At 60.3% G+C, this 18,451-nt stretch carries 16 protein-coding genes and 2 pseudogenes; 7 read left to right on the forward strand and 11 right to left on the reverse strand.

Annotated elements, in window-relative coordinates; all coding sequences use genetic code 11:
* Positions 1–2: 2 nt before the first annotated feature.
* The 3 genes from AB4N85_RS23985 to AB4N85_RS23995 are packed head-to-tail and all read right to left on the reverse strand — an operon-like array spanning position 3 to position 1,769.
* Positions 3–278 carry a phosphopantetheine-binding protein gene (locus AB4N85_RS23985; RefSeq protein ID WP_039756723.1) on the reverse strand — a complete coding sequence of 92 codons (276 nt, stop codon included), beginning with the start codon at positions 276–278 and terminating at the stop codon, positions 3–5.
* Positions 256–1,068, reverse strand: a complete 813-nt coding sequence (locus AB4N85_RS23990) for a lysophospholipid acyltransferase family protein (RefSeq protein ID WP_041477597.1) — start codon at positions 1,066–1,068, stop codon at positions 256–258. The genes AB4N85_RS23985 and AB4N85_RS23990 overlap by 23 nt, the downstream gene beginning before the upstream one ends.
* The gene (locus tag AB4N85_RS23995) at positions 1,044–1,769 is read right to left on the reverse strand and encodes a beta-ketoacyl synthase chain length factor (protein ID WP_041477598.1); all 726 of its coding nucleotides are present in this window, start codon (positions 1,767–1,769) and stop codon (positions 1,044–1,046) included. Before AB4N85_RS23995 ends, AB4N85_RS23990 begins: the two co-directional genes overlap by 25 nt.
* 356 nt (positions 1,770–2,125) lie before the next feature.
* Here AB4N85_RS23995 and AB4N85_RS24000 point away from each other — a divergent pair, with 356 nt between their 5' ends.
* On the forward strand, positions 2,126–2,896 hold the full coding sequence (locus AB4N85_RS24000; protein ID WP_056787407.1) for a ParA family protein: 771 nt from the start codon (positions 2,126–2,128) through the stop codon (positions 2,894–2,896).
* Positions 2,897–3,026: 130 nt separating this feature from the next.
* On the opposite strand, the gene trxC is transcribed toward AB4N85_RS24000, so the two are convergent.
* On the reverse strand, positions 3,027–3,461 hold the full coding sequence (gene trxC / locus AB4N85_RS24005) for a thioredoxin TrxC (RefSeq protein ID WP_056787410.1): 435 nt from the start codon (positions 3,459–3,461) through the stop codon (positions 3,027–3,029).
* A gap of 236 nt (positions 3,462–3,697) precedes the next feature.
* Between trxC and mazE the strand changes: the two genes are divergently transcribed.
* A complete protein-coding gene (gene mazE / locus AB4N85_RS24010) occupies positions 3,698–3,967 on the forward strand; it encodes a type II toxin-antitoxin system antitoxin MazE (protein ID WP_008077592.1) in 270 nt (89 codons plus the stop codon).
* Complete coding sequence (gene mazF, locus AB4N85_RS24015; protein WP_041477600.1) at positions 3,967–4,329, forward strand: type II toxin-antitoxin system toxin MazF; 363 nt, start codon at positions 3,967–3,969, stop codon at positions 4,327–4,329. The genes mazE and mazF overlap by 1 nt, the downstream gene beginning before the upstream one ends.
* Positions 4,330–4,334: 5 nt before the next feature.
* Here mazF and selO read toward each other — a convergent pair whose 3' ends face one another.
* From selO to AB4N85_RS24040, 5 genes and pseudogenes are all read right to left on the reverse strand, one after another.
* On the reverse strand, positions 4,335–5,798 hold the full coding sequence (selO, locus tag AB4N85_RS24020; RefSeq protein ID WP_460066152.1) for a protein adenylyltransferase SelO: 1,464 nt from the start codon (positions 5,796–5,798) through the stop codon (positions 4,335–4,337).
* A gap of 48 nt (positions 5,799–5,846) precedes the next feature.
* Entirely contained in the window at positions 5,847–9,200 is a 3,354-nt protein-coding gene (gene mscK / locus AB4N85_RS24025) for a mechanosensitive channel MscK (RefSeq protein ID WP_095181005.1), read from the reverse strand.
* A 34-nt stretch (positions 9,201–9,234) separates the two neighbouring features.
* Positions 9,235–10,977, reverse strand: coding sequence for a potassium/proton antiporter (locus AB4N85_RS24030; protein WP_041477603.1), 1,743 nt, complete (start codon positions 10,975–10,977; stop codon positions 9,235–9,237).
* A 314-nt stretch (positions 10,978–11,291) separates the two neighbouring features.
* Positions 11,292–12,164, reverse strand: a complete 873-nt coding sequence (locus AB4N85_RS24035) for a methyl-accepting chemotaxis protein (RefSeq protein ID WP_370695130.1) — start codon at positions 12,162–12,164, stop codon at positions 11,292–11,294.
* Positions 12,165–12,194: 30 nt separating this feature from the next.
* Positions 12,195–12,917: pseudogene (locus AB4N85_RS24040) on the reverse strand (MCP four helix bundle domain-containing protein); the annotation flags it as partial.
* Positions 12,918–13,195: 278 nt separating this feature from the next.
* Between AB4N85_RS24040 and AB4N85_RS24045 the strand changes: the two are divergent.
* Both AB4N85_RS24045 and AB4N85_RS24050 read left to right on the forward strand, forming a co-directional pair.
* On the forward strand, positions 13,196–13,426 hold the full coding sequence (locus AB4N85_RS24045) for a hypothetical protein (protein ID WP_016772015.1): 231 nt from the start codon (positions 13,196–13,198) through the stop codon (positions 13,424–13,426).
* Entirely contained in the window at positions 13,423–13,725 is a 303-nt protein-coding gene (locus AB4N85_RS24050; protein WP_056787426.1) for a cell division protein ZapA, read from the forward strand. The genes AB4N85_RS24045 and AB4N85_RS24050 overlap by 4 nt, the downstream gene beginning before the upstream one ends.
* A 57-nt stretch (positions 13,726–13,782) precedes the next feature.
* On the opposite strand, the gene AB4N85_RS24055 is transcribed toward AB4N85_RS24050, so the two are convergent.
* A complete protein-coding gene (locus AB4N85_RS24055; RefSeq protein WP_056787429.1) occupies positions 13,783–14,154 on the reverse strand; it encodes a hypothetical protein in 372 nt (123 codons plus the stop codon).
* Between the two features lie 297 nt (positions 14,155–14,451).
* Between AB4N85_RS24055 and AB4N85_RS24060 the strand changes: the two are divergent.
* Both AB4N85_RS24060 and AB4N85_RS24065 read left to right on the forward strand, forming a co-directional pair.
* A pseudogene (locus tag AB4N85_RS24060) lies at positions 14,452–15,477 on the forward strand (cache domain-containing protein); the annotation flags it as partial.
* 135 nt (positions 15,478–15,612) lie between these two features.
* Positions 15,613–16,344, forward strand: coding sequence for a methyl-accepting chemotaxis protein (locus AB4N85_RS24065; RefSeq protein WP_375123750.1), 732 nt, complete (start codon positions 15,613–15,615; stop codon positions 16,342–16,344).
* A gap of 201 nt (positions 16,345–16,545) precedes the next feature.
* Here AB4N85_RS24065 and AB4N85_RS24070 read toward each other — a convergent pair whose 3' ends face one another.
* On the reverse strand, positions 16,546–18,348 hold the full coding sequence (locus AB4N85_RS24070; protein ID WP_460066157.1) for an acyl-CoA dehydrogenase: 1,803 nt from the start codon (positions 18,346–18,348) through the stop codon (positions 16,546–16,548).
* Positions 18,349–18,451 lie beyond the last annotated feature (103 nt).

Below are 18,451 nucleotides of genomic sequence, written 5' to 3' on the forward strand. Positions count from 1 at the left end.
TCTCAAGCTGCCTGTTTTGCCGTGACGAATGCCGCAAGGCTGGCCACGTTGGTGAAATGGTTGCGGGTGTCCTTGGCATCGGCGTCGATCTTGATGCCGTATTTTTTCTGGATCGCCAGGCCCAGTTCCAGCGCGTCCACGGAGTCCAGGCCGAGGCCTTCGCCGAACAATGTCTGCTCGTCGCCGATGTCCTCGGGGCTGATGTCTTCCAGGCCCAAGGCGTCGATGATCAGCAGTTTGATGTCACGCACCAGGCTAGCGGTGTTCAGTTCGCTCATCTGCGGCGAGCTCCTTAATGAAATAGTCATGCAAATAATCGTTGAGCTTGCGCGAGGCCTGCGGTGCGGGGCCTTGCGCGGCGAAGGTCTGTGGGTCTATATCGGCCCCCACGCGAAAACTGAAGTGCACGCGGCGATGGGGGATGCGATACCACGGCTCGGCTTTGGTCAGGGTGGTCGGGCTGACCTTGATGATCACCGGGGTAACGATTTTCGCACCGCGCAGGGCAATTGCCGCCGCCCCCCGATGAAAGGCCGGCGCCTGCCCCGGCTGGGTGCGGGTGCCTTCGGGGAAAATGATCAGGGTCTGGCCGTCCTGCAATGACTGCGCGGCGGCGTCGAGCATGTCCATGCTGCCGTCGTTGCTGATGTACTCGGTGCGGCGCAGCGGGCCACGGGTGAACGGGTTTTCCCAGAGGGTTTTTTTCACCACGCAATTGGCGTGGCGCACCAGACCGATTAGAAACACCACATCGATCAGCGACGGGTGGTTGGCGATGATCATCTGCCCCGGGCGACCGAGGCGCTCGGCACCCTCAATGTCGTAAGTGAGCACGCCGGTGCGGGCCATGAAACGCACGAAAAACCAGAACAAGCGACTGACCGTACGCCGCGCGCGCAGGCGATGGACCAGCGCGTCACCGGGCAGGCAGCCGAGCAGCGGAAATACCAGCAGGCGCAGACACAGCCCGCCGAGCCCGAACAAGGCGAAGCTCGCAGCAGTGGCCAGCAGGCGCCAGTAGTAGGCGTCGCGGTGTTTGGCGGTCACGGGTTGCGATGCCAGGTCCATACACGATTTTTCCACGCATGTTGGCAGTCAGGTTGCTGGCCGAGCAGGGTTCGCAGCAGGTTGAGCGCGTGCGGCCAGTGCGCCTTTGACCGGGTTTCGGTGCTGCTGTTCAGGGTCAGCCGCCAGTCGGTACCGGGCGTGAGCAACAAGCCCAGCGCATAAGGGAACGGCACATCATCGACCCACTGCGAATACGCCTCGGGCGGCTGCTCTTCGGTGATCACCAGCAGCACCGCCGGGGCGCCTTCATCAAGCAATGCCGCCGCTTCGAGCATGCCGTGTTCGAGGCCGTCGCCAGCAGCGGCGAGGGCGGTCATTTCGCTGGTTTCACCGCGCATGATCGACCACAAACCGATGATCGCGTTATGCACCGACAGGCTGAATTGGGTCGGCGACAAGGGCTGCTCGGTGGCCAGATCGCGGAGGATTTCAAACGTGCGGGGGGTTTCGCCGTGCCGCGAGACGAACACCAGCGGCAGATTGTCCCGCCCGTCGGCCAGCGGCCAGCCAACGCTGAAGGCCATCCGCGCCAGGCGGCTGAGGCGGCGGCGCTGCATGGCCGGCAGAAACGACACATCGGGCGCGGCATCACTGCTCTGCAGCACGACCGGTTGTCGGCTCCAGGCCTGCCAGGCGTCCACGCTGTCGAGCCCCGGGGCCCACGCGCGCCATTGGGCGATGTTGAAGTTGATCACGGACATTCATCCCGCCCCTGCGGGCTTTCGTTGACGCGTTGAGTCGCCAGCGCCGCAGCAGGCTTGGCTTGGCGCAGGGCGCCGGGTGGCGCGCATTATCCCGGTGCGACGGGTGTGTAGCAAATGTTGGTTACATTTTGCCCAACAAAATGTACCGAGCGGTTCGCTGTATGGCTATCACTTGGCCATTATCCAGATTTGACGCGGCGTGTCTGTCAGGTGTCTCCGTAATGGCTGGCGGTTTTTTCCATGCCTGGGCGTCGATTTTTACACCTGACGACGTAGTCCATGTCGGTGAAGGTAGCGAAGCGCGGTCACCGCCAACTACACTCGGTCATTCTTTGATACACGGAGGTTTGGTCATGCGGCGCGTGGTGTTCAATCAGAAAGGTGGCGTGGGCAAATCCAGCATCGCCTGCAATCTGGCGGCGGTCAGCGCCAGCGAGGGTTATCGCACGTTGTTGGTCGACCTCGATGCCCAGGCCAATTCCACTCAGTATCTGACCGGGCTCACCGGTGATGACATTCCGATGGGCATCGCCGATTTCTTCAAACAGACCCTGTCGTCCGGGCCGTTCTCGAAAAAGAATCAGGCGGACATCTATGAAACGCCGTTCGACAACCTGCACATCATTACTGCCACCGCCGAGCTGGCTGACCTGCAGCCCAAGCTCGAGGCGAAACACAAGATCAACAAGCTGCGCAAGTTGCTCGACGAATTGTCCGAGGATTACGACCGGATTTATCTGGATACCCCGCCGGCACTGAATTTCTACGCGGTATCGGCGCTGATTGCCGCAGATCGAGTGTTGATCCCCTTTGACTGCGACAGCTTTTCACGTCAGGCCCTGTATGGGCTGATCGCCGAGATCGAAGAGTTGAAGGATGACCACAACGAAGGATTGGAAGTCGAAGGCATTGTGGTCAATCAGTTTCAGGCGCGGGCCAGCCTGCCACAGCAGATGCTCGATGAGTTGATCGCCGAAGGCTTGCCGGTATTACCGGTGTATCTGAGCAGTTCGGTGCGCATGCGCGAGTCGCACCAGGCCAGCATGCCGCTGATCCACCTCGATCCACGGCACAAACTGACGCAGCAGTTTGTTGAACTGCACAATCTGCTGGAAGGCCACTGATTCCCCGACTCACACGCAAATCCTGTGGGAGCGAGCCTGCTCGCGAAGAGGCCGGCACATTCAACATCAGCGTTGAATGATCGGCCGCCTTCGCGAGCAGGCTCGCTCCCACAGGGTGGTCTGTATTGGGTCAGATGCCTTGGCTACGCAGCCACGCCATCAACTGCGGCAATGGCAACGCACCGCTCTGCCGCGCCACTTCCCTGCCGTTTTTAAACAGAATCAGACTCGGAATCGAGCGAATCCCCAACTGCGCCGACAACTGCTGATTCGCTTCGCTGTCGAGCTTGGCCAGCCGGCACTTGCCCGCCAGCTGCGCCGCAGCCTGTTCGAACACCGGCGCAAACGACTTGCACGGCCCGCACCAGTCCGCCCAGACATCCACCAGTAACGGCAGATCGCCCTTGATCTGACTGGCGTAATCGCCTTGTTTGAGTTCGAAGGGTTTGCTCACCATCACCGCAGACTTGCAGCGTCCGCACTTGGGTTGATCGGCGAGACGCTCGGCTGGAATGCGGTTGACGCCATTGCAGGAGGGGCAGGGGATGAGGAGTGGGGTGGTCATGATTGGTTCTCTGATAGGCAGTCTATAGAACTGATTTGGAGTCGATCTGCCAACTTATCAATGTCGCAACTGCTCACATTTTTCTCAAAACAGTTCCGGGATCGATGGCTAGTCTGAAGACCAATTCGGCGTTTTACGCTTGTCGTGAGGAGATCGCTTTGTCTTTATCTGCGTGCTACTTTTGTTGCACTAATCCAGGAATCGATGATTCCTATGCATCAAATCGGAGCGACATAATGTCCGTAACTTCCAAGATACGCCGCCAAGGCGGCGCTGCCGTCATTACGATTCCGCCCACGCTTTTAAAGTTGTTGCATCTGGAGGTTGGCGCACAGCTAGAGCTGAATGTGGTCGATGGCGAACTGATTGCTCGTCCAGCCGTAGCCGCTACGCGTAAGCGTTATAGTTTGTCAGAGCTACTCGAAGGCGCAGAAGAATTGCAGAAACTTAACGCCCAGACTAGCGAGACCCTTGAAGGTGATTCTGTCGGCCGGGAGCTGGGTTGATGGTGCGCCGACAGCCCCCTCAGCGGGGTGACGTTTACTGGATTGATCCAAACCCAGTGGCGGGGCGGGAGATGATGAACAGACATCGCTTTGTGGTGATCACGCCCAGAGAGATCAACGCATTGGGCGTGAGCATGACGGTGCCTGTTACTAGCGGTGGGAATTTCAGCCGGAATATGGGTTTGGCGGTCGCCATTACTGGCCACGAAACCAATGGTGTAGCGGTGTGTAATCAGGTTCGCAGTTTTGACATAGAACAACGGGTACGAGACGGCACGGCCAAATTCATCGAGCGACTGGATGACGTGACAATGTCTGACATCGTCGACCGTGTAATCAGTGCAATCGACCCGCTAAGCTGAAGCGCCTACGAAGAACAACTGATCTCCAAATGCTTTCCCCACTCCGGTGGCCGCTCGGCGTAACCCTCCACCCCCGGCTGCTCCTCAAACGGTTTGCTCAGCACCGCATGCAATCGGCGCACCTCGGAATAGTCGCCTTGCTCGGCCGCATCGATGGCTTTTTGCGCAAGGTAATTGCGCAAGATGTACAGCGGATTGACTGCATGCATCCGTGCGCGGCGTTGTGCCTGATCGGCATTGCCGTCGCGGGTAACCCGGGCGACGTAGCGCTCGCCCCAGGCATCGAAACCTTTGATATCGACAAAATCGTCGCGCAGGCGGGCGATGGCCTGTTCGGCTGACTCTTCACCGAGGCGGCGGAAAAACAGCGTGTAGTCGACGCCGCTGTTCTGCATCAGTTGCAGCAGGTTTTCCAGCAGTTGCTGATCGTCGTCCTCGGCGGTGGTGAAGCCGAAGCGGCGGCGCATCAGGTCGAGGTAGTGCGCCTGGAACAGCGGCAGGTACAAGCCGAGGGTTTCGCGCAGGGCCTCGACGCTGATGAACGGCGTCAGCGCCTGGGCGAGCGCGCTGAGGTTCCACTGGCCCACCGGCACCTGATTGCTGAACGAGTAGCGACCCTGATCATCGGAGTGATTGCAGATGAAATGCGCGTCGAAGTCATCGAGGAAGGCGAACGGGCCGAAGTCGAAGGTGATGCCGAGGATCGACATGTTGTCGGTGTTCATCACGCCGTGACAGAAGCCGTAGGCCTGCCACTTGGCGATCAGCTCGGCGTTGCGCTCGACGATCTCGCGAAACATCGCCAGATACGGTTCCGGTTGTTCCAGACACTCGGGAAAGTGCATCGCCAGCACATGCTCGCCAAGCTGTTTCTGCTGCTCGGGGCGCTTGGTGTAGTAGAAATATTCGAAGTGGCCGAAGCGGATATGGCTCGGCGCCAGACGCAGCACCATCGCCGCGCGTTCCTGCTTTTCCCGCCAGACCGGCGTGTCGGAGCCGATCACGCAGGCTGCCCGCGAAGATGGAATGTTCAGCGCAAACAGCGCCTCGGAGGCGAGAAACTCGCGAATCGATGAGCGCAGCACCGCGCGGCCATCGCCCATGCGTGAAAACGGCGTCTGCCCGGCGCCTTTGAGGTGCAAGTCCCAATGCTCGCCAGCGTTGTTGTACACCTCACCCAGCAGCAGGCCGCGCCCGTCACCCAGTTGCGGGGTATAACCGCCGAACTGATGCCCGGAATACACCATCGCCCGCGGCTCGGCATCGGCCCACCGCTTGTGGCCGCCAAACAGTTGCGCGAATTCTTCGGTGTCGGCGCTGGCCGCATCGAGATCAAGCAAGGCCAGAGCGGCCGGGCTGGCGACCACCAGACGCGGATTGTCGATCGGTTCGGGCAGCACGTGCGCGGAGAACGCGTCGCCCAGCCGGGCAAAGCGGTTATCGAAAGTCAGTTCGTCGAGGGCTTTCACGGGCCGGCTCCAGCAGAATGTCCGAGCATTCTGCTGGGACCATGTCGGTTAGTCGAGTTTGCTCGGTGGCGGTTCCGGCAACGGTTTCTGCCCGTCGACGATCGGCACGATGGTTTTGTTCTCGGGCTCCACAGGCACCATCTTGTATTCCTGACCGTGGAGGTTCTTCAGATAAACCTCCATCTGCCGGAACGAGATGTTGATGTGCTGCTTCTTGAACTCGCGATTGATGAAGCGGTTGACCTCATCCAGCACCGGGTTGCGGTCACCGAGATCGCGCACATGCATGCGCAGTTCGTGGTCGAGGGTGCTTTCGCCGAAGTTGAGGAAGTACACGTGTGGCTCCGGTTCTTTGAGCACACGCGGGTTCTCCCGAGCCGCTTTGAGCAGCAACTCCTTGACCAGATCCAGATCCGAGCCGTAGTCGACGCCGAGTTTCAGCGTGACGCGGGTGATGGTGTCGGTCAGCGACCAGTTGATCAGTTGCCCGGTGATGAACGTTTTGTTCGGGACAATGATGTCCTTGCGGTCGAAGTCGGTGATGGTTGTGGCGCGGATGCGGATCTTGCTCACCGTGCCCGACAGGTTGCCGATGGTGATGGTGTCACCGATCCGCACCGGGCGTTCGAAGAGGATCATGATGCCGGAGATGAAGTTGGCGAAGATCTCCTGCATACCGAAACCGAGGCCCACCGACAGCGCTGCCACCAGCCATTGCAACTTGTCCCAACTGACGCCGAGGGTCGACAGGGTGGTGACAAAACCAACGCCGGCAATCACGTAGGACAGCAGCGTCGTTGTCGCATAAGCGCTGCCCTGGGCCAGATTGAGTTTGGACAGCACGAACACTTCGAGCAGGCCGGGCAAGTTGCGCGCCAGAGCGAAGGTGATACCGATGATGATCAGCGCGCCGAGCATGTCGCCGATGCTGATCGGCACCATGCTCATGTTGGCGCCGGTGCCGCTGGTGTATTCGTAAAGGGTGATGTTGTCCAGATACGAGAACACCGAAATCAGGTCCGACCAGACCCAGTACAGCGCCGCAATGAAGCCGCCGAGCAGGGCCAGGCGGATCAGGCGCAGGGACTGTTCGTTGACCTTTTCGATATCCAGCGTCGGCTCTTCGATCACCGCTTCGCCGTCGCCGGCCTCTTTTGCCGCCTGCCGCTTGGCCAGCGCGCGCTGGTAAGCCAGACGCCGCGCGGCAACGCTCAGGCCACGCACGAAGGTCGCCTCGATCACCAGCCAGAACATCAGCAGATACAAGGTATTGATCAAGCGATCACTGAGTTTCAGTGCGGTGTAGTAGTAGCCGAAGCACACCGCGACAAACAGGGCGATCGGCAGCAGGGTGAACATCACCCCGACGGCTTTGCGGAACAGCGAGGCATTCTGGTGCGTCGGGCTGCTGATCAGCAGGCGACTGAGCAGCCATGCCATCAACGCATAGCAAGTCAGCACCACCGGCATGCCGAGCACGTCATCGGCCAGCGCCGCCGGTTGCAACTCGGCGACGGCCACCACGGCGACCAGCGCCATTACTACCAGGCCGAGTCGACGCACCCAGCCCTGAAGGAACTCGACCTGCGGCTTCTCCCAGCGGAAGTGCAATTCCGCCACGCCACCCGGCGCAAGAATCCGGTACGCGGTGTAGAACACCAGCCAGGCCTGGCCCATCTGCAACAGCGCCGCGCCCATGTTGGCGTTCTGCCCGCGCGCGTCGATCTGCAGGGCCAGACCGCACAGCGCCAGACCCAGCGCCACCGGCATCGCCAACAGGATGTTGATCAGAATCGCCTGCGGCGTGTGCCACTGGCTGTCGCGCTTGAAGTGGCCGATGTCCTGGTGCACCTTGTTGAGTCTTCCGTACAGCGCTTTGCGTCGCCACAACAGGGCGCCGATCAGCAGCGCCAATGGCAGGAACAGCAAGGGACGCTGGGTCAGGCCGTCGGTCAGTTCGCTCAGGCTCGACGCCCAGGGCAGGGTGTTGACCTGTCGCTCGAGACGCTCGGGCACACCGCGCATCCATTCCACATCCAGCGGTTTGTTGCTGGGGATCCAGAACATCTGTTCGTCGAGGGTCGCGCGCAGGCTTTGCGCGGTGCTCAGCAATTGTTTCTGGTTGAGCTGCAGGGTGATCGATTCATTGAGCATCGCGCTCAATTCGCGGTTCAGCCGCTCGAGCAGATCAGCACGGGTGTTGGCCAGATCGAGCAGGCTTTTGCGCAGTTGCGGGGTGACCTGCTCTGGCGGCTGCGTGGCCAGCAAATTGTCGACGTAGGTCGCCGGATTGCTCAACAGCTCCCGCTGCTGGCTGACATCGAACTGATACAGGCGAATATCGGCAATCTGGTCGGCGAGGTCGCGGTCGACCTTCAAGTGCGGCAGCGCCTGCTTCTGTTTATAGAGAATTTTCGACAGCAGCAGGCTGCCCTTGAGCACGCTGATTTGCTCGTCCAGTGCCGAATCGCTCTGGGTCAGGGTGTCGAGTTGCTGTTTGGTCTGCAGGTTCTGCTGCGTGACTTCGTTGAGACGGTCGGTGCTCTTGAGCAAATAGTCGGAAAGCTTGAGGTTGGTCGCGCTCTCGCTCGCCAGCAGGCTGCTGCCGCCGGCCTTCTGCGCTTCGATCGATTGCTGGGTAACTGTTTCCTGCGACTGCGCCAGACGCTTCTGGTTGATCAGGGTTTGCAGTTCCTGGATCTCGCGGTCGAGGCGATCGGATTTCTCCGAGAGCAAGTCATGCTGAGCGTTGCCCAGATCCTGCAACTGGGTGTTGCCGGCCAACTCCTGGCGGCGCAATGGAATCAGTGCATTGAGTGCGGCCAGTTCGGCGTTCAACTGGTCGCGCTGTTCGGCGGTGACCGTTTTGCCCGTGTCCTTGCCGGATTTGAGGATGGTGTTGATCTGCTGGATGCGCGTCTGGCTGGCGGAAATCTCCGCCTGCGCACGCTCGGGGCGAGTCTGCGCGGTGATGATCAGACTGTTGGCTTCGGCCAGGGCTTTTTGCAGATCGCTTTGCTGGGTCGAGCGATCGGTGAGGATCTGCTCCAGTTGCTGGATCGACTCTTTCGGAAAACGCTGCGCTACCGGCACCGGTGCGGTGGCCTTGAGGCGGCTGAGTTCGCGGGTGTTTTCAATCGTCTGCTTCGGCGCGTTGGCCAGCTGACGCTTGAGATCGATCAGCTTCTGCTCGTAATCACGCTGGTTGTTCAGTTGATTGAGGGTGTTCTGCAGGACGGTCTGCAGGGTCTTCTTGTCGGCGTCCGGCAGTTTGCTGTCAGCCAGCTTGTCGAGGCTGGCCTGCACGGCATCGCTGGACGGTGGTTCGGCAGCATGCAGCGGGCCGACGACAAGACTGAGGCCCAGCAGGGCCGCGGCGAAAAAGGAGCGCAGGGTAGGCATAGAGACCGGTCAAGCAAGTGAGAGTGGAAGCAGTTTAGAGGAAGAGTCCGGGGCCCGGGCGACTTCCTTCGGGGAATCTGACGCCCACTTTGCCGATCTTGTTCCCGTCCATAACCGCAACCGTCCAGTGGGTGTTGTTCCACTCCACCTGGTCGCCGACGATGGGGGCGCCCCCGACTTTCTGGGCGATGAACGCGCCCAGGGTCATGTCCGGATCGATGCCTTCGGCCGGCAAGCCATACAGCGCTGCAACCGCTTTAAGCTGGGCGTCTCCTTCGAGTACGAAGTCGCCGAAGAAGCGCAAATCGAGGCCACGTTGCGGCGCCTGGCTGAACAGTTTGCCGAGGGCCGACAAGTTGTGTTCATGGCCAATAACACACAGCAAATCATCGACTTCCAGCACCGTACTACCCGACGGATGGAGCAGTTGCTGGCCACGAAACAGCGCCGCGATGCGGGTGCCTTCGGGCATTTTCAGCTCACGCAGGGGCGAGCCGATGCACCATTTCTCCGCGCCGAGCTTGTAAACGAACAGCTCCCACTCGCTGGTGACGTGCACTTCCAGTGCCGCCCGGGAAATCGGCGCGGGTTCCGGCGGCACCGTCACCTTGAGCAGCTTGGCCACCCACGGCAGGCTTGTGCCCTGCACCAGCAGCGAGACCAACACGATGAAGAACGCGAGATTGAAGTAGAGCTGCGCTTGCGGCAGGCCGGCCATCAGCGGGAACACCGCGAGAATGATCGGCACCGCGCCGCGCAGGCCGACCCAGGAAATAAAGGCTTTTTCGCGACCGTGGAAGGCCTTGAACGGCAGCAGGCCGACCATCACCGACAGCGGCCGCGCGAACAGGATCATCCACAGCGCCAGACCGAGGGCGGGCAGGGCGATCGGCAGCAGATCGTGGGGCGTGACCAGCAGGCCCAGCACCAGGAACATGCCGATCTGCGCCAGCCAGGCCATGCCGTCGAGCATGTGCAGAATGCCGTGGCGGCTACGCACCGGGCGGTTGCCGATCACCAGACCGCACAGGTACACGGCGAGGAAACCACTGCCATGCAAGGCGTTGGTCAGCGCGAACACCACCAGACCGCCAGCGATGATCAGAATCGGATAGAGCCCGGCGGCGAGATTGATGCGATTGACCAGTTGCAGCATCACCCAGCCGCCGCCCAGGCCGATCACACCACCGATGCCGAACTCGCGGATCAGGTGGGTCAGCAGGCTCCAGTGCAGGCCGGTTTCGCCGCTGGCGAGCATGTCGATCAGGGTGACGGTGAGAAACACCGCCATCGGGTCGTTGCTGCCGGATTCGATTTCCAGACTGGCGCTGACCCGTTCGTTTAGGCCTTTACCGCCGAGCAGCGAGAACACCGCAGCGGCGTCGGTCGAACCGACGATGGCGCCGATCAGCAGGCCCTGAATCAGATTGAGGTCGAACAGCCACGCAGCGGCCATGCCGGTCAGCCCGGTGGTGATCAACACCCCGACCGTGGCCAGCGACAGCGCCGGCCATAACGCCACGCGGAAACTCGATACCCGTGTACGCAAGCCGCCGTCGAGCAGGATCACTGCAAGGGCGAGGTTGCCGACCAGATAGGCCGTCGGGTAGTTATCGAAAATGATCCCGCCACCATCGACCCCTGCCGCCATGCCGACCGCGAGGATGATGACCAGAATCGGAATGCCGAGACGTGAAGAAAGAGAACTGACAAGAATGCTTGCGCCTACCAGCAACGCGCCGATCAAGAACAGGCTGTTGATGGTCGTCGCATTCAAAGGCAGTACTCCAGAAGCGTAAAGACGGGGGCACAAACTGACCATGCAGTCTGCGTGCCAGCGATTCTAACCTGTTGAAATGTGATGCTGTCAAAAAGGTTTTCAGGGTGCATCAGGTTTTGCGGCAGGCGGAGGATTGCGGCCCTCACCCTAGCCCTCTCCCGGAGGGAGAGGGGACTGACCGAGGTGTTTGTGCAGGTTACACCGACTTGCAATATCGAGCCGAACTCAAAATCTGAAAGGCCCTCAATCTGCTCCCTTTCCCCCTCGCCCCCTTGGGGGAGAGGGCTGGGGTGAGGGGGTAGCCTTTGATCTTAGAGGCTGAACCGCCCAACCATGTTGTTCAGATCCAGCGCCAGGCGCGACAGCTCATTGCTCGCCGCGCTGGTCTGATTGGCGCCGGTCGCCGACTGCACCGACAGATCGCGGATGTTGACCAGATTGCGATCGACTTCCCGCGCCACCTGCGCCTGCTCTTCGGCAGCGCTGGCGATGACCAGGTTGCGCTCGTTGATTTCGACGATGGCGCTGTTGATCGTGTCCAGCGACATCCCGGCGCCACGGGCGATGTTGAGCGTCGACTCGGCGCGCTCGGTGCTGTTGCGCATCGAATCCACGGCATGCTCGGTGCCGCTCTGGATGCTGCCGATCATGCGCTCGATTTCGCTGGTCGACTGCTGGGTGCGATGGGCCAGTGCGCGCACTTCGTCCGCCACCACGGCAAAACCACGACCGGCCTCACCGGCACGGGCCGCTTCGATCGCTGCGTTCAATGCCAGCAGGTTGGTCTGGTCGGCGAGGCCACGGATCACGTCGAGCACCTTGCCGATGTCGCGGGATTCATTGGCCAGGTCGCCGATCAGCGACGCGGTGCTCTGCACATCGGCGCTCATGCGTTCGATGGCGCTGACGGTTTCCTGCACCAGATCACGACCGTCGCCCGCCGAAGTGGTGGCGTTTTTCGAGGCTTCCGAAGTGCTGACCGCGTTGCGCGCGACTTCTTCGACGGCGCTGGTCATCTCGTTCACGGCAGTGGCCGCCTGCTCGATTTCGTTGTTCTGCTGGGTCAGGCCGCGAGCACTTTCATCGGTGACGCTGTTCAGCTCTTCTGCGGCAGACGCAAGCTGTGTGGCCGAACCGGAGATGCGCTGCAGGGTATCGCGCAGCTTCGATTGCATCTTCGCCATCGCCGCCAGCAGGCGCCCGGCTTCATCTTCGCCATCGACATGGATCGGCTGGGTCAGGTTGCCTTCGGCGATGGTTTCCGCCGCCTCCAGTGCCTTGGAAATCGGCTTGGTAATGCTCACGGTCAGCAACCAGGCGAACAGCAGGGTCAGGCCGCTGGCGATCACCAGCAAGGTCACCACCAGATTGAACGACATCGAATACTGATCCTTCGCGCCCTGGTCGGTTTCGGCGATCTGCTGGGTGTTGATCTCCAGCAAGCGCGCCAGCGCGGTATTCACCGCTTCCGAATTGCTCAGCAAATCGCTGTTGAGCATCTGCCGCAACTCGTCGATCTGATTGTTGCGCGACAGGGTTTTCATCCGCTCTTCGAGCTGACGGTACTGCGCCAGCAATTGCACGTACTGATCGTACGCCGCACGTTCCTGCGGGCCTTCGATCAGTGGCTCGTATGCGCGTTGCGCATCGGCGATCTGGCGATTGCGCAGGTCGAACAGTTCGATGGTTTTCTGCTGCACGTCGGGTTCGCGGTTGATCAGCAAACGATAGGAGAGCACGCGCAGGCGCAGGGTCAGTTGGGTGAATTCGTCCAGAGCCTTGATCGACGGCACGCTGGCGGTGGCGATGTCTTCGCCGGCCGCGCGGATCTTGCTCATCTGGTTCAGCGCAAACACGCCGAGGATCAACATCAGGCCGCCGATCAGGGCGAAGCCGGTGAACGCCCGTGGGGCGATGTTCATATTGCGAAGGGACATGGGCGGATACCGAAAAGGGCCGCATCCATGCGGGCTGAGACTGCTGTATGGGTGACTTATCGGTCATACGACTAAAGTCTTGAGGTGGTGTGCGTATTTGTCGCAGACAGGCTTGAGCGACGAAGTGCAGGAACCAGATCGACCAATCACAGTCTTTTAAACTCGCGAGAAGCTTCGCCCACCCAGGAAAATCAAGGCCTTGCGCCGGTTTAACCCTGGCATCCGTGGTGACTTTTCTTTATCGTACGCGCCCTTTGAAAAACGCTTGGAAGATCAAAATGTTGGAAGCATCCCTCAGCCAATTGGAACAGCTCGTCAGCGACCTGGTGCAACAGAACCAGACCCTGCTGCAGACCAACCAGACTCTGTCCACGGAACTGGCCCAGGCCAAGGATGAAAACGAAAACCTGCAACTGAACCTGATGGAGCAGGAAGAAAAACACGGCGCCACCGCCGCGCGCATCCAGGCGCTGGTTGATCGCGTCAATGCCGGTCCTGTCAGCGCATGAACCACGGCACAGCAGGGGTAAAAGTCATCTCCATTCTCGGCGAGGACTATTCGATCAAGGCACCGGCCGGGGAAGAACAGACCCTGTTGGACGCGGCGATGATGCTCAAGGCCGCGCTGGAAGACACCAAGCGCAAATACCCGACGCTGATCGGTGACCGTTTGCTGGTGCTGGCGGCGATGAATCTGTGCTCGCAGCAGATCGAAATGAAGAAACAGCACCAGGAAGAACTCGACCGTTATCAAGAGCAAGTCAGCGCCACGGTCGACACCATTGCCAAGACGATCAGTCAGGGTTGACTCGCTTTTCGCAGCGCCTCGGTACATTGAGGCGCTGAACATGCTGAGGTCTTGTTGCTATGAGGCTTGGAGTATTGGCTGCCAGTAGACTTTTGTTGTCCATTCTCCATCGGATTGCTTGATGAACTCTGAGTGGGAAACTCTATAGGTAGTATTTTCGATCGTCACTTCATCACCCTTGGAAAGCAGGTAGATATATTCTGCCGACGGAATTGGCTGAACTGTGCTGTACGTCGTGCCTGCGAGAGTGGTGATCGTAATTTTGTAATGGATTACCGGGAAAACCATGACCTCGGTGAAGTGCCTGCGAATAATCATCGATTGAGAAGTCGAGCTCCCGACAAAGTCGCCAATGAGCGCCGATTTAACAAACGTATCGTTGTCAGCCATTGCCTGAACAAAATTCTCTCGTGGACCGGTGTCAGTCATGTTCTTTCTCCTGCGATGGACGGCTTGGATCTGCGACGCGGATGCTTGTCACAGACGTGAAACCGCGAATCTAAGCCACCCGATGCAAGTTGTAACCTGTCAGACTTGACAGTGAATCCCTCGATATAACGGCCAGCTTCTTGCTTGTAAGGATACGGCTGTACCGAAGGTTGTGTTTTATTCTGATGCTCTTTGTATACAATCGGCACGGCTGTTGCAGTGGTTCAGGCTCTTATTCTTCGGGGGTGCTCCATGCAGTGGTGGCGACGCAGTATTCAGTGGCAGTTGATTCTCGGCATGGGCGCGGCCCTGCTGATCAGCATCGTGATTGTGGTTGGCATTTATACCCTGGTGGTCAACCGCCTCGCCCAGAGCTATCTGGTCGAACAAGCGCTGCCGTCGAGCATTGAAGCGACGCGCAACGATATCGAACGCATCCTCGTGCAACCGCTCACCGCCGCCAAGGACATCGCCAGCAACACCATGGTGCGTGACTGGCTGGCGACAGGCGAGGACAGCAGCAAAACCGCGCTCTTTGCGCAGTATCTGGAAGGCATCCGCGCCGAACACAAGGCCTTCACTGCGCTGATCATCGGCATCGAATCCAATCACTACATCACCGAAAAAGGCCTCGATCGCACCCTCAGTCGCGCGAAACCGGCCGACGCCTGGTTCTATTCCTTTCTCGACAGCAATCAGCCGCGCACGCTGAACATCGACAACGACGGCGCCACGGGCGAGCTGGCCTTGTTCATCGATCTGAAGGTCGAGCAGGCCGGCAAAGTCGTTGGTGTCGCCGGACTTGGGCTGAGCATGAAAGAGCTGTCGGAGCTGATTCACAACTTCAGTTTCGGCGAGCGCGGCAAGGTCTATCTCGTGCGTTCCGATGGTTTGATTCAGGTCCATCCTGAAGCGCAGTTCAGCGGCAAACGCACCTTGACCGAGCAGATCGGCGCCAACGCGGCGCAAGCGCTGATGGGGCACAAATCCGCAGTGAACAGCAGCTTCCAGCGCGACGGTGAAGACTTCCTCGCCTTCAGCCTGCCCCTGCGCGATCTCGGCTGGACCCTGGTGGCCGAAGTGCCGCAGTCGCAGATCTACGCCGAAGCACGGAAAGCGATGTGGATGAGCGGCGGCATCGGTCTGGTGGTGGCGCTGGTCTGCCTGGCGTTGGTGGTGTGGCTGGCGCAGGGGCTGGTGCGACCGATTCGACAAGTAACACGGGCGCTGGTGGCCATCGGTAGCGGTGGTGGAGATTTGACCCACCGGTTAGATTCCAGCCGTGCCGATGAGCTGGGCGACCTGGCGCGCGGCTTCAACCGTTTCCTCGACAGCCAGCGCGCAATGATCGGTGAAGTGCTGACCACCAGCGAGCGCCTGCGCACAGCCGTAGGGCAAGTGGCTACGGTGGTGGACAACACCGCCGAGCGTTCCGGCCGGCAGCAGGAAATGACCGACATGGTAGCCACCGCCGTCCACGAAATGGGCCTGACCGTGCAGGAAATCGCGCAGAACGCTGGCAACGCCGCGCTTGCCTCGCAAACCGCGCGCGATGAGGCGTTGCAGGCACGGGAAGTGGTCGGTGGCTCGATCCGTCATATCGAAAGCATGTCCGATGAGATCGGCTTAGCGGCGGGCGCAGTGGGTGAGCTTGCGCAGCAAGTGGCGTCGATCGATTCGGTGCTGGCGGTGATTCGTGGCGTTTCCGAACAGACCAATCTGCTGGCACTCAACGCCGCCATCGAAGCTGCCCGCGCCGGCGATATGGGCCGTGGCTTCGCGGTGGTCGCCGATGAAGTGCGCACCCTCGCGCGCAGGACCCAGGCCTCGACCGACGAAATTCAATTGATGATCGGCAGCCTCAAGCAAGGCGCGGAAAACGCCGTGTCATCGATGCGCACCGGCCAGGCCGCGACCGGCACCGGGGTTGAATCGAGCCAGCGCACCGGCGCATCGCTGACGGCGATCACCGGTCAGGTCGAGCGCATCAGCGATATGAACCATCAGGTGGCGACGGCAACCGAAGAGCAGTCGGCGGTGACTGAAGAGATCAACCGCAACGTGCAGGGGATTTCCGATCTGGCGCGGGCGACGGCGGGGGAGGTTCGTGCGTGTCGTGAGGATTGTCAGATGTTGCAGCGGCTGGCGGATGATCTGGCGCGGCAGATGGGTGGGTTCAAACTGAGTTGAGTATCAGACCTGAAAAGCCCCTCACCCTAGCCCTCTCCCGGAGGGAGAGGGGACTGACCGAGGCGTCTATCGCTATACGTCGACCTGAAAACACCAGTCGATTATGGATCCGGCAAGGCCCTTTCAGGTCGGCGTACTTCTTGAATATCCCCCATTCGGCCCCCTCTCCCTCCGGGAGAGGGCTGGGGTGAGGGTAGCGTTTCAGAACCACGCATCCCGCATCCCCAGACACGTATCATCCCGCGCCTCCAGCAAGTCCAGCTCATGCTGGCAACCCGGCACTTCCCATGTCAGGAAATACCGCGCCGCCTGCAACTTGCCCTTATAGAAGTCGACATCTGCAGCATTCCCTTTGGCCAGGCCTTCTTCAGCGCGAATCGCCTGCTCCAGCCAGCGCCAGCCGATCACTGCGTGGCCGAACACTTTCAGGTACAGCGCTGAGTTCGCCAGGCTGCTGTTGACCTTGCCTTGGGCCAGATCGGTGAGCAGGCCGATGGTCACGGTTTGCAAGCGGGCAACGAGTTTTTCCAGCGGTTCGCGCAGTGCATCCAGCGAGTCGTATGCAGTAGCGCGTTCGGCCGTGTTGGCGATCAATCGAATCAGCTGCTTGAGACCGGCGCCACCGTTCTGCGCCAGTTTGCGCCCGAGCAAATCCAGAGACTGGATGCCGTGGGTGCCTTCGTGGATCGGGTTCAAGCGGTTGTCGCGGTAGTACTGCTCCACCGGGTACTCACGGGTGTAGCCGTGGCCGCCAAGAATCTGGATCGCCAGTTCGTTGGCTTTGAGGCAGAACTCCGAAGGCCAGGATTTGACGATGGGCGTCAGCAGGTCCAGCAGCTCATGAGCCTGTTTGCGTTCGGCTTCGGTTTCCAGCGTGGTGGTGTCATCGAACAACCGCGCGGCGTACAGGCCGAGGTCAAACGCACCTTCGACGTAGGATTTCTGCGTCAGCAGCATGCGTCTGACGTCCGCGTGCTGAATGATCGCCACCGGCGCAGTGGTCGGATCCTTGCTGTCCGGCACCCGGCCCTGCGGCCGCTCACGCGCATATTCCAGTGAATACAGGTAACCGGCATAGCCGAGCATCACCGCGCCCATGCCGACGCCGATTCGCGCTTCGTTCATCATCTGGAACATGTAGCTCAAACCATGGTGCGGTTTGCCCACCAGATAGCCGACGCACTCACCGTTATCGCCGAAGTTCAGCGCCGTCGATGTGGTGCCGCGCCAGCCCATCTTGTGGAACAAACCGGCGAGCAGCACGTCGTTGCGCTGGCCGAGGCTGCCGTCGTCGTTGACCAGAAACTTCGGCACGATAAACAGCGAAATACCTTTCACCCCCGGCGGGGCGTCCGGCAGTTTGGCCAGAACCATGTGCACGATGTTTTCCGACAGCGGGTGATCGCCGCCGGAAATGAAGATCTTGTTGCCCTTCAGGCGATAGGTGCCGTCGGACGCAGGCTCGGCGCGGGTACGAATGTCCGACAGCGATGAACCGGCATGGGGCTCGGTCAGGGCCATGGTGCCGAAGAAACGTCCGTCGATCATCGGTTGCAGGAAGCGCTGTTTCTGCTCTTCGCTGCCAAAGCTCTCGATCAGATTGGCCGCGCCCATGGTCAGGAACGGGTAGGACGTCGAAGCTGCATTGGCGGACTGGAAATGCGCGAAGCAGGCTTGCGACAGCAGGGTCGGCAATTGCATACCGCCGGCCTCGAAACTGCGCGCTGCGTTAAGGAATCCGGCCTCAAGGAAGGCATCCACCGCCGGTTTGACTTCAGGAATCAGGATCGCCTTACCATCCACGTAGCGCGGCTCGTTCTCGTCGCCCTTGCGGTTGTGCGGCGCAAAGTACTTCTCGGCGATGTTGCGCGCGGTGCCGATGGCGGCGTCGAAGGTCTCGCGATTGTGCTCGGCAAAGCGCTCGCGCCGGGTCAGGCCCTCGGCATCGAGGACTTCGTACAGCTCGAAAGCCAGATTGCGGGAACTGAGCAGCGTCTCGGACATGGCGGCCTACCTGGAAATTGGGGTTGGGCCGAGTCTAAGTCGGTGGAATAGAGGCTGGATAGGATGATTGATGAGAGTGATGCAGAAGCAAAAGATCGCAGCC

The sequence above is a fragment of the Pseudomonas sp. H1_G08 genome (assembly GCF_054681355.1).